Below are 13782 nucleotides of genomic sequence, written 5' to 3'. Positions count from 1 at the left end.
CCCCTCGCAGGTCGAGCGGTCGCCCGTCCGGCGGCCCAGCCGGTTGACTCCGGCAATCCTGGAACTGGATTCTAGGGGCACCGACGAGAAGGAGGCCTGCCTGATGCAGTCCAACGAGCAACGCGTGGTCATCGTGACGGGTGCGGCCCGGGGGATCGGCCGGGGTCACGCCCTGGAGTTCGCCCGGCACGGCTATGCCGTCGTGGTCAACGACCTGGGCGCCGAGGTGGACGGTACGGGCGGCTCGACCGGCCCGGCCGGTGAGGTGGTCGACGAGATCCGCGCCCAGGGCGGACAGGCCATCGCCAACGGGGACGACGTCTCGGACTTCGCCGCCGCCGAGCGCCTGGTCCGCTCCACCATCGACCACTTCGGCCGGCTGGACGTGCTGGTCAACAACGCCGGCATCCTGCGCGACCGGATGCTGGTCAACATGAGCGAGCAGGAGTGGGACTCGGTCATCCAGGTGCACCTCAAGGGCACGTTCGGCCCGATGCGCCACGCGGCTGCCTACTGGCGCGAGGAGCACAAGGCCGGGCGTCCGGTGGACGCCCGGGTCATCAACACCACGTCGTCCTCGGGCATCTACGGCAACCCGGGGCAGTCCAACTACGGGGCGGCCAAGGCCGGGATCGCGGCGATGACCGTGATCACCGCGATGGAGCTGGGGCGCTACGGCGTCACTGTCAACGCGGTGGCGCCGGCCGCCCTGACCCGGATGACGGAGAACCTGATGCCGGACCGGCAGAACCCCGACCCGAACGCCTTCGACCCCTCCGCCCCCGACAACATCGCCCCGCTGGTGGTGTGGCTTGCCGGGCCGTCGGCCCGCGAGGTGACCGGCCGGGTGTTCAACGTCCGCGGCGGCACGATCAGCGTCGCCGAGGGCTGGCAGGCCGGACCGGGCGTCGACAAGGGCGCGCGGTGGACGGTCGAGGAGCTGGACGACGTCCTGCCCGGGCTGGTCGCGAAGGCGGCGCCGAACGCCGACCAGCGCGGCATCCGCCCGGCGATCGCGGACTGACCGTGCGGGGCGCGGTGCCGGGCTCCGGTGCCGCGCCCCGTCCCCTCCTAGGCTGGGGGAGTGAGCGGACCGATCGACCCCGAGGTCATCGAGCTGGCCGGCCGACTGTTCGACCTGGCGCGGTTCGGGCACACCGACGAGCTGGTCGCCTACCTGGATGCCGGGGTGCCGGCGAACCTGACCAACGACAAGGGCGACACGCTCCTGCTGCTGGCGGCCTACTACGGCCAGGCGCCGACCGTGGCGGCGCTCCTGGCCCGCGGCGCCGACCACGGCCGGGTGAACGACAAGGGGCAGACGGCGCTGGCGGCGGCGGTGTTCAAGCAGTCCGCCGAGGCGGTCGGGGACCTGCTGGCGGCGGGCGCGGACCCCGACCAGGGTGGGCAGAGCGCCCGGGCGACGGCACAGTTCTTCGGGCTCACGGCGATGACCGAGCTGCTGGACGCCCCGCGCTGACCCGCGGGCCGCACTACCGCCGCGGCGGCGCGGCCTCCTAGGGTGCCCTCCATGACCAGCGGAGGCAGTTCCACCACCGGCACGGTTCCCGCCGGGCACCTGTTCGACCTGGCCCGTCAGGGGAACACCGAGGTGCTCGCGGCGTACATCGACGCCGGCGTGCCCGTGGACCTGACCAACAGCTCGGGGGACACGCTGCTGGTGCTGGCGGCGTACTACAGCCACGGCGAGACGGTGGCGGCGCTGCTCGAGCGCGGTGCCGACCACGCGCGGATCAACGACAAGGGTCAGACGGCGCTGGCCGCGGCGGTGTTCAAGCAGGCCGAGGACGCCGTCCGCCACCTGCTGGCCGCCGGCGCCGACCCGGACGCCGGCGAGATGACCGCGCGCATGACAGCGCAGTTCTTCGGCCTCACCGCCATGACCGAGCTCCTCGACGCCCCGCGCTGACCCGGCTGCTCCCGCTGGACCGACAGCCCGGCGCGCAAGCACGTCCGACCGGGCGCGCGGATGCGTCGTCCCGGGCTGCTGGATGACGCATCCGTGCGCCGGGTCGGGGTCCACCAGGCGCGGTTGTCCTTGTCCGCCGTTCGAGTCCGGGCCGGCGGCGGCGCCCGACCGGGCGCGCGGATGCGTCGTTCCGGGCCGCCGGGTGACGCATCCGCGCGCCGGGTCGGTGCTGGGGAGGGCGGGGTCGGGTTCAGAAGGGCGGGGTGTCCTCGTCGACCGGGCTGGGTCGGGGTGGGGGCAGGGCTCGTTGGGTCTGGGGGTGTCGCAGGCCGGGTGGTCGGGTGGTGCGGGTGACGCCAGAGGGTGTGGTGACGGTGAGGGTGCCGTCGGGGTGCAGGCGGTAGCGCCAGCCGCGGGCGAAGGTCTTGAGCCGGTGGTGGGTGCGGCACAGGCAGCACAGGTTGTGGCAGGTGGTGCGGCCGCCGCAGTCGTAGGGCAGGACGTGGTCGGCGTCGGTGCGGCCGGCGGGTTGGCCGCAGCCGGGGTGGCGGCAGGTGCGGTCGCGCAGCCGCAGGAAGCGTTCCTGGGCGGCGGTGTGGGTGTAGCCGGGCACTGCCGGTGGTGGGCCGAGGGCGGGGCAGCCGCAGTCGGCGTTCTTGCCGTGCGCTGGGCAGCCCCGGGCGGCCAGTCGTGCGAGTTCGGCGGGGGTGGTGGTGGCCAGCAGCGCGCCGTCGTCGTCGGTCAGCGCCAAGGCCAGGCTGCCACCCGGGGGTGCCTGGACGCCGAGCGCGCCGAGCTGGGCGAGCAGTTCGCGCAGGTGCGCGGTGGTGATGGGGGTGCTGCCCAGCTGCGGCACCGGCCCGCCCAGGTCCGTCCGCTCGGCGCTGGCCGCTGTTCCCGGCGGGCGGAGCGCGGACAGCGGGGCGGTGAGGGTGAGGTGCCCGGTCACGGCCGGGCCGTCGGCGCCGGTGCGCAGCACCAGCGCGGCGTGCGCCTCGGCGCGCAGCACCCCGATCGGCCGGTCGTCCCCGGCGGTGCGGGCCAGCTGGGCGGCCTGGTCGATCACCGACCACATCGCCGCGGCCACCGCCGAGGGAGCCTCGGTGGTCAAGGGCGTGTCAGATGGTCTGTGTAGGAGCTGCGTGAGCCTGGGGCTGTGGCCTCGGGAGGGAGCACCCTGATGACCGTGACCGATGAGCAGGCCGGCGACCCGGGTGGCCCGGGCCGGGTGAGCGGGGCGCAGCTGCGGCAGCTGTTGGCCGATGACACGTGGCTGGATGCGTTGATCGACCGGGCCGAGACCGGCGGAGTGGCGCTGACCGGGGAGGGCGGGTTCCTTCCGGAGCTGGTCAAGGCCGTCCTCGAGCGGGGACTGGCCGCTGAGCTGACCGAGCACGTCGGCTACGAGCGGGGCGATCCGGTCGGCCGGGGCTCGCCGAACAGCCGCAACGGCAGCACGCCCAAGACGGTGCAGTCCGAGGTCGGCCCGCTGCCGCTGGCCGTGCCCCGGGACCGGGCGGGCAGTTTCACCCCGCAGCTGGTGCCCAAGGGCGAACGCCGCCTCGGCGGCCTGGACGACATGATCATCTCGCTCTACGCGGGTGGGATGACGGTGCGCGACATCCAGCACCATCTGGCCCGCACGATCGGCACCGAGCTGTCCCACGACACGATCAGCAAGATCACCGACGCGGTGCTCGACGAGGTCGGCGCATGGCAGGCTCGGCCGCTGGAGCCGATCTACCCGATCGTCTACGTCGACGCGCTGGTGGTGAAGATCCGCGACGGCCATCAGGTGCGCAACCGGGCCGCGCACATCGTGGTCGGAGTGGACCTCGACGGCATCAAGCACGTGCTGGGGATCTGGGTGCAGGCCACCGAGGGCGCGAAGTTCTGGGCCGGCGTGGTGGCCGAACTGGCCAACCGCGGCGTGCGGGACATCCTCATCGCCTGCTGTGACGGGCTGACCGGCCTGCCCGAGGCGATCGAGGCGACCTTTCCGCACACGACCGTGCAGACCTGCGTGGTGCACCTGATCCGCGCCTCGATGCGGTTCGTGTCCTACGGCGACCGCAAGAAGGTGGCCGCCGCGCTCAAGGGCGTCTACACCGCCCCGACCGCCGATGCCGCCGAGACCACGCTGCTGGAGTTCGCCGACTCCGACCTGGGACGCAAATACCCGGCGGCGGTGGCGACCTGGCAGAACGCCTGGGAGCGGTTCATCCCGTTCCTCGCCTTCGGACCCGCGCTCCGCAAGATCATCTACACGACGAACATGATCGAGTCGCTGAACTACCAGCTCCGGAAGATCATCAAGAACCGGGGGCACTTCCCCAACGACGCCGCGGTGATCAAGCTGCTCTGGCTGGCGATCCGCGACATCGAGGACAAGCGGGCCCGGGAGCGGCTCAAGGACCGCGGCAAGCCGGCCAACCAGCGCACCGCACCCGGCAAGCTCGTCGAGGGCGCGGTCACCCAGGGCTGGAAGCCGGCCATGGCCGAGATGATGATCGCCTTCGGCGACCGCATCGAGCCTTACCTCAGCTGACAACATCAAGATCGACTGCAGGTCTTACACAGAGAAGTTGACAAGCTCGTGGTCAACGCCGACATCCCGTCCCCGGTCGGGGAGACCCGCACGGCGGCGCGCCGTTCGGCCTCGATCCGGCGCCGTTCGGCGAACTCCTCATCCGCGGCGACCCCGGCGGCGACCAGCCGGGTGCGCAGCTTCCCCGACGACAGGCCCGCCGCCTCCGGCAGCACCGCCGCCACCACCGCGGCAGCCACCTCGTTCGTGGCGCCGGCCAGCACGTCGGCGAACACCCGCGCCCGGAACCAGTCCAACCGCCCCGCCGCGCACGCGGCGTGCACCGCCGGCATCCGCTCCACCACCTGGAACGCATCCGCCAGCAGGCCGACGGCGTACGGCCGTCCGCAGTTCAGCACCAACGCCACCTCGTCGGGCAGGAACTCCGACGTGCCCGGCACCGGCGACCCGCCACCGCGGCGCCGCGCACCCGGATGCCCCGGCGGCGGATCGTCGATGTCCGGCCGATCCGCGGCCAGCGACATCAGCAGGGCGGCCTCGTAGGCGTCGTCCATCCCCTTGCGCGCCCGCACCCGCTGCAACTCGGTGACCTTCTGCTCGGCGGTCAACCGCGCCACCGGCAACCGCTCGACCGACGGCTCCCGCCACAGCAACCACTCGATCAACCCACCCTGGGGCTGCTCCGCGGTCACCGTCATGCACCCAAGCTACGGAGAGGGTCTGACAGTTTCCGCTGCTCAGCGGCCTGCCGACCGGAGATTCTCCGACGGGCCGTGAGGTGGCGGACGCCGTCGCCCCCGGCTGCGGCCACCCCCTCGACGTCAAGGGGGGCGCAACCGATCAGCCCCCACCCGCACGCACCGAGTGGTGTGCGCCGCAGCGGGCATGGGTGCACTCTCAGGGGGTACGGGGCGCCCGTCCTGGGAGGGAGCGCGCGTGGTGCTGCGACCGGAGGTGCACGGCACCGGCCGCGAGGCGGCTCGCGATCTCCGGTCTGCCGGGGAGCCCGTCGAGCCGGTCCCGGCGGACCTGGCGGGCGGGACCCCGCCACCGGCCTCGGGAGCGACCCCGCCGGCCGGCGCCGTCGAAGGCTCGCCCACGGGTCTGCCGCGCTGGCTGCTCCTGCTGGGCGGGCTGGCCGCCGCGACGATCGCGATCGCCGGGCTGCGTGCCGTCGCCTGGCTGGCCGCGCCGATCCTGCTCGCGCTCGTCGTCGTCGTGGGCCTCATGCCGGTCTCGAGCTGGCTGCGCCGCCACGGCGCCCCGCGCTGGGTGGCGACGACGGTGCTGCTGGTCCTCGTGTGGGCGGTGCTGCTCGGCTTCGTCGCGTTGCTGGTGCTCAGCGTCGCCCAGCTCGCCGCCCTGCTCCCGGACTACTCCGACCGGGCCCAGGAGCTCATCGACGGCGTCGTCAACGACCTCAACGACCGAGGGATCGTCTCCGGGCAGCTCTCGGACTGGGTCGGGCAGATCGACTACGGCGCGGTCGTCGGGCTGGCCACCGACCTGCTGGGCCGGATCACGGCGGCCGCCAGCACGCTGATCCTGCTGCTCTCGGCCCTGGTGTTCATGGCCATCGAGTCCAGCGGCTACGGGCAGCGGCTGGCGCTGATCGCCCGGGGGAACGACCGCACCTGCCGTTGGCCTTCAGCCTCTTCGCCTCGGGCACCCGCAGCTACCTGCTCGTCAGCACCGTGTTCGGGGCGATCGTCGCCGTGGGTGACGGGATCGCGCTGGCCATCCTCGGCGTGCCCGCGGCGGCGCTGTGGGGGCTGTTGGCGTTCATCACCAACTACGTGCCGAACATCGGGTTCGTGCTGGGCGTCGTCCCGCCGGCGCTGCTCGGCCTGCTCGCCGGGGGATGGGGCGAGCTGACCGCGATCGTGGTCATCTACACGCTGCTCAACTTCGTCGTCCAGACGCTCGTCCAGCCGCGCTTCGTCGGCGACTCGGTCGGCCTGTCGATGACGGTCACCTTCATCGCCCTGCTGTTCTGGGGCTGGGTGCTCGGCGCCCTCGGCGCGCTGCTCGCCATCCCGCTCACGCTGCTGGTCAAGGCCCTGCTGGTGGACGTCGACCCGCGCGGCCACTGGCTCGACGCGCTGCTCCGCGAGGAGCCGCGCGCACCGCGCACCTCCCGTGCGCGCCGCCGGATGAACGCCCGCCGCTCCGCGCTGGCGTCGGTCCGCCGGCTGCACCACCCGCGCCGTGACCAGGACGCCGAGCACCTGCCGGCCGAGGACGCCGGACCGCCCGACGGCTCCGGGACGACGCCGACCACCTGAGCGCGCCGGGTGCACCGCGGATGCCGGTGCGGTAGACACGGCAGGCCGTTCCCGGCACCCGTCCCGACACCCCGGAGGTCGCTCTCGTGCTGGCCAGCATCGGCTACGCCGCCGCCTACACGGGCGTGGGCATCGCCCTGCTCATGTTGGGCTTCGTGGCGCTCGACCTGCTCACCCCCGGGCACCTGGGGCGGCACATCTACGAGGAGGGGTCGGTCAACGCCGGCATCGTGCTGGCCGCGGGCTTCCTCGGCCAGGGCGCGATCGCGTTCACCACCATCTGGACCAACGCGACCGACGGCTTCGGCCGGGCGCTGTGGTGGACGGTGGTCTTCGGCGTCCTGGGCGTGCTGCTCCAGGCGGTCGCCTTCCTGGTGCTGAACCTGGTGACACCCGGATCGCTGGGGAAGGCGTTGGTCCAGGTGCGCTTCCACCCGGCCAGCCTGGTGAGCGCCGCGGGTCAGCTCGCGGTCGCCGCGATCATCGTCGCCTCGATCTGGCCCTGACGGCCCGCCGCTGCCCCGTGTGACGGCTGCCTCACGCGGTCCCCGTAAGGTGCCGGGCGTTGCCGCTCCCCTCGGTCGGGACGACGGCAGCGCAGACCTGACGAGAGGAAACAACATGAGCGAGGCAGTGAGCGGCACCCGTGCCGCCATCGTCACCGGCGGCGCGCGCGGCATCGGTGCCGCGACGGCGAAGCGGCTGGCCAAGGACGGGTTCGCCGTCGCGGTCCTGGACCTCGACGAGTCGGCCGCCCAGGTCACCGTGGACGCCATCAAGGCCGACGGTGGTCAGGCCCTGGCCGTCGGTGCCGACGTGAGCGACGCCGAGCAGGTCCAGGCCGCCGTCGACCGCATCGCCACCGAGCTCGGTGCGCCGGTCGTGCTGGTCAACAACGCCGGCGTGCTGCGCGACAACATGCTGTTCAAGATGTCGGACTCCGACTGGGACATCGTCATGAACGTGCACCTCCGCGGTGCCTTCCTCATGGCGCGGGCCGCGCAGAAGTACATGATCGAGCAGAAGTGGGGCCGGATCGTCAACCTGTCCAGCACCTCGGCGCTCGGCAACCGCGGTCAGGCCAACTACTCCACCGCCAAGGCCGGTCTGCAGGGCTTCACCAAGACCCTCGCCATCGAGCTCGGCAAGTTCGGCGTCACCTCCAACGCCATCGCCCCCGGCTTCATCCAGACCGAGATGACCAAGGCGACCGCCGACCGCATGGGGATCCCCTTCGACGACTTCATCAAGGGCGCCGGGTCGCAGATCCCGGTCCAGCGCGTCGGCCAGCCCGAGGACATCGCGCACCTCGTCTCGTTCTTCGCCAGCGAGGGCGCGCGGGCTTCATCTCCGGCCAGGTCGTCTACGCCGCGGGTGGCCCGAAGGCCTGATGCACGACCCCCGCGCAGCGGGGCGCACGACCGGGGCCGGGCAGCCGTTGGCTGCCCGGCCCCGCTGCACGGCCCGCACGGCAGGTCAGCGCGTGGGGGCCGGCACGAACCGGGCCGACAGCGGATCCACGAACCGGGTGAGCACCGGGCCGGCCACGGCGAGGAGCAGCACGTAGCCGGTGGCCACCGGGCCGAGCGACTCGTGCCCGGCTGCGACGGCCAGCCCGGCGATGACGATGGAGAACTCGCCGCGGGCCACCAGCGCGGACCCGGCCCGCAGCCTGCCGGGGACGGCGACGCCGTCGCGACGGGCGGCGAACCAGCCCGTGCCCAGCTTGGTGGCGCAGGTGACGACCGCCAGCGCGAGCGCGGCCGGCAGGACCGGGAGGATCTCGCCGGGATCGGTGCTCAGCCCGAAGGCCACGAAGAAGGTGGCGGCGAAGACCTCGCGCAGCGGGGAGAGCAGGTCCCGGGCCCGGTCGGCGAAGGACGCCGGCAGCGCGATGCCGACCAGGAAGGCCCCCACGGCGGCCGAGGCGCCGCCGGCCTGGGCCAGCCCGGCGACGAGGAGCGTGAGGCCGACCAGCCGGAGCAGCACCTGCTCGTCGTGGCGGGAACTGAGGATGCGACCCAGCCGGTGCCCGTGCCGCTGCGCGGCGAACAGCGCCAGGAGGACGGCGGTCACCGCGAGTGCGATGCCGCCGGCGGCCTGCGCCGGCCCCTCGCCGGCCAGCGCGACCACGAGCAGCGGGAGGAACAGGGCCATGGCCAGGTCCTCGAGGACCAGCACGGACAGGACCGCCGGGGTTTCGCGGTTGGCCAACCGGCCCAGGTCGCCGAGCAGCTGCGCCACGATGCCCGACGACGAGATCCAGGTGATGCCGCCGAGTGCGAGCGCGGCCGGCCACGGCAGGCCGAGGAGCAGCCCGGCGACGAAGCCCGGAGGGAAAGTTCAGCAGCAGGTCGACCGCACCTGACGGCGCGTGGCGGCGCAGCGAGCCGAAGAGCTCCTCGGCGGAGAACTCCAGCCCCAGCGTCAGCAGCAGCAGGACGACGCCGATCTCCGCCGCGGCGGTGAGGAAGGGCTCCGACGTCTCCAGCGACGCGGCCCCGCCCTCCCCGAACGCCAGTGCCGCGACGAGCACGAAGGGGATCGGCGTGAGGCCGGCGCGGCGGGCGACGACGCCCAGGACGGACAGCCCCAGGAACAGGAGCCCGAGCTCGACCAGCAGGGCGGCGACGTGGTCCACCCGGTCAGGCCCGCCCGGAGAGCCGCCGCTCCAACTGCTCGAGCCCGTTCCTCGACCCGACCGCCACCAGCACGTCGCCGGCGCGGAGCTCGTCCTGCGGCCCGGGGGAGGGGACGACGTCGGCGCCGCGGACGATCGCCACGATGGAGCAGCCGGTGAGGGTGCGGGCGCGCGTGTCGCCGAGCGGCCGGCCGGCGAACGGGGAGCCCGAGGGCACCGTGAACCGGCCGGACTCGAGCCCGGGGACCTCCTTGGACAGGTCGGCGAACCGCTGCGTCAGCCGCGGCGCGCCCAGCACCTCGGCGAGCGCGTCGGCCTCCTCGGGGGACAGCCGGAGCATGCTGCGCGCGCGGTCGGGGTCGCGCGCGTCGTAGACGCTCAGCTCGGCGCCGCCCGCACGGCCGACCACGACGCCCAGCAGCTGCCCGGACCCGGTGGTCAGCTCGTACCGGACGCCGACGCCCGGCAGCAGGGTCTCCTCGAGGTCCACGCGCCCATCGTCGCAGAACCCGCCTACGGCCGGTGCCCGGCGAGCAGCTCGGCGAGGTGCCGGCCTCGGCGGCCGGCCAGCTGGTCGAGCTGGGTGCGGCAGGAGAACCCGTCGGCGAGGACGACGGCGTCGTCGGCCAGGTCGGCGACCGCCGGCAGCAGCTGCTGCCCGGCGATGGCCACCGAGACGTCGTGGTGGCCCTGCTCCACGCCCCAGTTGCCGGCCAGCCCGCAGCAGCCGCCGAGCCGGGTGACCTCGGCGCCGGCCTTCCGCAGCAGGGCGGCGTCGGCCGACCAGCCCAGCACCGAGGTGTGGTGGCAGTGCGGCTGGGCGACGATCCGCAGGCCCGCGAGGGACGGCGGCTCCCAGCCCGGGGTGTCGGTGAGCAGCTCGGCGAGGGTGCGGGTGGCAGCCGCCACCCGCTCGGCGTCGGCGCCGCCCACCACCTCGAGCGCCTCGGCCCGCAGCACCGCCGTGCACGAGGGCTCGACGCCGACGACCGGGACGCCGGTCGCCGCGTAGGGGGCGAGCTCGGCGACGGTGTGCCCCAGGATGCGGCGGGCGGCGTCCAGCTGGCCGGTGGTGATCCAGGTCAGCCCGCAGCAGGTGTCCGCGCCGGGCACCTCCACCCGGTAGCCCGCGGCCTCGAGCACCTCGGCGGCGGCCATCGCGACGTCCGGGTCGAAGTGGTCGGTGAACGAGTCCACCCACAGCGCCACGGGCGCCCCGTCCGCGCCGGGCGCCCGCTGCGCCCACTGCTGCCGGAAGGTGCGCCGGGCGAACTCGGGCACCGAGCGCCGCTGGTCCATGCCGGCGCCCCACTTGGCCAGCCGGCCGCCGACGCGGGTGCCCAGCACCGCGTTGACCACCCGGGGCGCCCGCGCGGCGAGGTCGGCCCAGCGCGGCAGCCAGCCCAGCGTGTAGTGCGGGCGCGGCCGCAGCCGCCGCCGGTAGGACTGGTGCAGCACCTCGGTCTTGTACGACGCCATGTCCACGCCGGTCGGGCAGTCCGAGGAGCAGCCCTTGCACGACAGGCACAGGTCCAGCGCGTCGTGCACCTCCGGCGAGCGCCAGTTCCGCACCGGCCCGCCGGGCGCGAGCATCTCCTGCAGCACCCGGGCGCGGCCGCGGGTGGAGTCCTTCTCCTCGCGGGTCGCCGGCCACGAGGGGCACATGACCCCGCCGGAGGACTGCAGGTCGGCCCGGCACTTGCCGACGCCGGTGCAGCGGTGCACCGCCGCGGAGAAGTCCCCGCCGTCGTGCCGGTAGGCCAGGGCGAGGGCCGGCCGCTCCGCGCGGGTCAGCGCCGGTGCCGCGGCCATCCGGATGTCGTCGTCGAGCCGGTCCGGCCGGACGAGCACGCCCGGGTTGAGCACGTCGTCGGGGTCGAACACCGCCTTGACCCGTTCGAACAGCGAGATGACGGCGGGGGAGTACATGAGCGGCAGCAGCTCGCTGCGGGCCCGGCCGTCGCCGTGCTCCCCGGACAGCGAGCCCCCGTAGCCGGCGACCAGGCGGGCGGCGTCCTCCACGAACGCCCGGTAGCGGCTCCGGGCCCGGTCGCGCTCGCCGCCGGCGCCGAACGGGAAGTCGATCCGGCCGTGCACGCAGCCGTCGCCGAAGTGCCCGTAGGGCACGCACTGCAGCCCGTGCTGGTCCAGCAGCGCCTCGAACTCGCGCAGGTAGGCGCCGAGCCGCTCGGGCGGGACGGCGGCGTCCTCCCAGCCGGCGTGCGCCGGGTGCCCGTCGGAGGTGCGCGCCGCCAGCCCGGCGCCGTCCTCGCGGATCCGCCAGATCGCCGCCGCCTCGGCGACGTCGGTGACCACCAGCGAGTCCAGCGCGCCGGCGTCGGCCAGCACCCCCCGGGCGGCGTCCTCGATCTCGGCGACGCTGTCACCGGTGAGCTCGACGACCAGCCAGCCCCCGCCGCGCGGCAGGTCGGGGACGACGGCGGCCGGCACGTCGCGCAGCCGCTGCACCATGCGGGCGTCCAGGCCCTCGACGGCGGTCGGCCGGTGGGGGAGCAGCGCCGGCGTGGCGTCGGCCGCCTCGGCCATCGACGGGTAGCCGAGCACGACCAGCCCGCGGAACGGGGCGTCGGCGACCAGCCGCACCGTGGCGCCCAGCACCAGCCCGAGCGTCCCCTCGCTGCCGACCAGCGCACGGGCGACGTCGAACCCGTTCTCCGGCAGCAGGTGCTCCAGCGAGTAGCCCGACACCTGGCGGCCGAAGCGGCCGAGCTCGGTGCGGATCGTCGCGAGCTCACCGGCCACCAGCGCGGAGAGGTCGCCCAGGACGCCGTCGGCGGCCGGTGTGCCGGGGCCGAGGGCGAGCCGGGCGCCGCTCCCGGTGACGACGTCGAGGCCGACGACGTTGTCGGAGGTGCGCCCGTAGCCCAGCGCCCGCGAGCCGCAGGCGTTGTTGCCGATCATCCCGCCGATCGTGCAGCGGTTGTGCGTGCTCGGATCGGGGCCGAACCGCAGACCCGCCGGGCGCGCGGCGGTCTGCAGCGCGGCCTGCACGAGGCCGGGCTCGACGGTGGCCGTCCGCTGCTCGGGGTCGATGGCCAGCACCCGGTTCAGGTGGCGGCTGGTGTCCAGCACGACGCCCGGGCCGACGGCGTTGCCGGCGATGGAGGTGCCCGCGCCGCGGGCGGTCAGCGGGACGCCGAGCTCGCGGCAGACCGCCAGGGTCGCCAGCACCTCGTCGGTGTCCCGGGGGCGGACGACGGCGCGCGGCAGCACCCGGTAGAGGGAGGCGTCGGAGGAGTACAGCGCCCGGGCCAGCCCGGAGTCGTCGACGTCGCCGATCCCGGCCCGGGTCAGGGCGTCCAGCAGGCCGGGTGCGTCGACGCCACCCCGGGTGGTCGCGGTCATCGTGGCTCTCCGGAGGTGGTCGCGGGCGGGGCGAGCACGAGTCTGCTGCCCGGCCTCCGGCGAGGCCAGCCCGCCCCCCTCCCGGCGTCCGTGCGCCCCCGCTCAGTCCTCCAGGGCGGGCTCGATCGGGACCACCGCGACCGGCCCCGTGGCCTGGCGCAGCACGGCGCGGGTGGTCGAGCGGCGGGTCGCGAAGACGCCGCGCCGCCGGTGGCCGATGACCAGCAGCTCGGCGGTGAGCCCGGCGGCGAGCAGGCTGCGCGCGGCGCGGCCGCGGGCGATCACCTCGCGGACGACGACGCCGGGCCAGCGCTCCTGCCAGTCGTGCAGCGTCTCGCTGAGCAGCCGCTCCTCGTCGGCGCGCACCGCGGCCCAGTCGATGACCGGGCCGTCGGACTCGAACCGGGCGGGGGAGACCGCGCGCCACGTGTGCACCGCGACCAGGTCGGTGCCGCGCGCCGCCGCCTCCCGGAAGGCGAAGGCGAGGACCGCGTGCCCGCTCGGGTGCCCGTCCACACCGACGACGACGGAGCGCCGGCCGCGCACGACGATCGAGGTGGTGTTGTCGGGCAGCACGACGACGGGGCAGCCCGCCGAGGCCGCGAGGTCGCCGGCGGTGCTGCCGACCCGTGGCGCCGTCGTCCCGCCGGCGCCCTGGCCGCCGACCACGACCAGCTGCGCGGACGCGGACGCGGAGCGGAGCACGTCCACCGGATCGCCCTGCTCGACCGCCCAGCGCACCTGCACCGGTGCGCAGGCCGTGCCCAGCGAGGCGGTGACCGCCTGCAGGGTGCGGTCCGCACGCGACCCGAGCAGGTCCGCGACGTCGAGCGCGGCGTGCACGAGCTGCAGCGGCGCCCCGCGCCGGCGGGCGGTCTCGGCGGCGAAGCGGGCCGCCCGCACGGAGACCTCCGAGCCGTCGACGCCGGCCACGACGGGGAGCGGCGGTGCGGTCGTCACGGGCGCTCCTCTGCACGGTGCTGCCGTCGGGGGGAGGTCCTGGCCGCTGCCC

Annotated in this window: 12 protein-coding genes and 2 pseudogenes; 8 read left to right on the top strand and 6 right to left on the bottom strand. The window is 74.7% G+C overall.

From position 1 onward, the window contains the following. Nucleotides 1-103: 103 nt before the first annotated feature. Genes JKP75_RS10770 through JKP75_RS10760 form a run of 3 tightly spaced genes read left to right on the top strand, consistent with a single transcriptional unit; the run spans nt 104 to nt 1930 of the window. Nucleotides 104-1024 (top strand): SDR family oxidoreductase, encoded by a 921-nt coding sequence (locus tag JKP75_RS10770; protein WP_200491451.1) that lies wholly within the window; start codon nt 104-106, stop codon nt 1022-1024. Nucleotides 1025-1084: 60 nt separating this feature from the next. Continuing rightward, a complete protein-coding gene (locus JKP75_RS10765) occupies nt 1085-1480 on the top strand; it encodes an ankyrin repeat domain-containing protein (protein ID WP_200491452.1) in 396 nt (131 codons plus the stop codon). A gap of 51 nt (nt 1481-1531) precedes the next feature. Continuing rightward, complete coding sequence (locus JKP75_RS10760) at nt 1532-1930, top strand: ankyrin repeat domain-containing protein (RefSeq protein WP_200491453.1); 399 nt, start codon at nt 1532-1534, stop codon at nt 1928-1930. A 250-nt stretch (nt 1931-2180) separates the two neighbouring features. Here JKP75_RS10760 and JKP75_RS10755 read toward each other — a convergent pair whose 3' ends face one another. Beyond that, nucleotides 2181-3041 carry an HNH endonuclease signature motif containing protein gene (locus JKP75_RS10755; RefSeq protein ID WP_200491454.1) on the bottom strand — a complete coding sequence of 287 codons (861 nt, stop codon included), beginning with the start codon at nt 3039-3041 and terminating at the stop codon, nt 2181-2183. 69 nt (nt 3042-3110) lie between these two features. Here JKP75_RS10755 and JKP75_RS10750 point away from each other — a divergent pair, with 69 nt between their 5' ends. Beyond that, the gene (locus JKP75_RS10750; RefSeq protein ID WP_375335624.1) at nt 3111-4478 is read left to right on the top strand and encodes an IS256 family transposase; all 1368 of its coding nucleotides are present in this window, start codon (nt 3111-3113) and stop codon (nt 4476-4478) included. A 5-nt stretch (nt 4479-4483) separates the two neighbouring features. Here JKP75_RS10750 and JKP75_RS10745 read toward each other — a convergent pair whose 3' ends face one another. Further along, entirely contained in the window at nt 4484-5176 is a 693-nt protein-coding gene (locus JKP75_RS10745; protein ID WP_200491455.1) for a DUF222 domain-containing protein, read from the bottom strand. Nucleotides 5177-5363: 187 nt separating this feature from the next. Here JKP75_RS10745 and JKP75_RS22800 point away from each other — a divergent pair. The 4 genes and pseudogenes from JKP75_RS22800 to JKP75_RS10730 all read left to right on the top strand — a co-directional run. Then, nucleotides 5364-6005: pseudogene (locus JKP75_RS22800) on the top strand (AI-2E family transporter); the annotation flags it as partial. Between the two features lie 167 nt (nt 6006-6172). Continuing rightward, nucleotides 6173-6763: an AI-2E family transporter gene (locus JKP75_RS22795; RefSeq protein ID WP_309229748.1), complete on the top strand. Its 591-nt coding sequence runs from the start codon at nt 6173-6175 to the stop codon at nt 6761-6763. Between the two features lie 86 nt (nt 6764-6849). Further along, on the top strand, nt 6850-7269 hold the full coding sequence (locus JKP75_RS10735; RefSeq protein WP_200491457.1) for a DUF350 domain-containing protein: 420 nt from the start codon (nt 6850-6852) through the stop codon (nt 7267-7269). A 115-nt stretch (nt 7270-7384) separates the two neighbouring features. Continuing rightward, nucleotides 7385-8044 (top strand): annotated as a pseudogene (locus JKP75_RS10730) (SDR family NAD(P)-dependent oxidoreductase); the annotation flags it as partial. Nucleotides 8045-8239: 195 nt separating this feature from the next. Here the strand turns inward: JKP75_RS10730 and JKP75_RS10725 are convergent. The 4 genes from JKP75_RS10725 to JKP75_RS10710 all read right to left on the bottom strand — a co-directional run bounded on the left by JKP75_RS10725 (nt 8240) and on the right by JKP75_RS10710 (nt 13730). Next, nucleotides 8240-9034, bottom strand: coding sequence for a cation:proton antiporter (locus JKP75_RS10725; protein WP_309229991.1), 795 nt, complete (start codon nt 9032-9034; stop codon nt 8240-8242). Between the two features lie 374 nt (nt 9035-9408). After that, the gene (locus tag JKP75_RS10720; RefSeq protein ID WP_200491460.1) at nt 9409-9894 is read right to left on the bottom strand and encodes a cation:proton antiporter regulatory subunit; all 486 of its coding nucleotides are present in this window, start codon (nt 9892-9894) and stop codon (nt 9409-9411) included. 23 nt (nt 9895-9917) lie between these two features. Beyond that, entirely contained in the window at nt 9918-12770 is a 2853-nt protein-coding gene (locus JKP75_RS10715; protein WP_200491461.1) for an FAD-binding and (Fe-S)-binding domain-containing protein, read from the bottom strand. A 102-nt stretch (nt 12771-12872) separates the two neighbouring features. After that, entirely contained in the window at nt 12873-13730 is an 858-nt protein-coding gene (locus tag JKP75_RS10710; RefSeq protein WP_200493062.1) for a universal stress protein, read from the bottom strand. Nucleotides 13731-13782: the final 52 nt, after the last annotated feature.

The sequence above is a fragment of the Blastococcus sp. TML/M2B genome, assembly GCF_016612865.1.
Classification (GTDB): Bacteria; Actinomycetota; Actinomycetes; order Mycobacteriales; family Geodermatophilaceae; genus Blastococcus.
The sequence above is the reverse complement of the archived record's forward strand: the minus strand, read 5'-3'. Positions and strand labels throughout refer to the sequence as shown.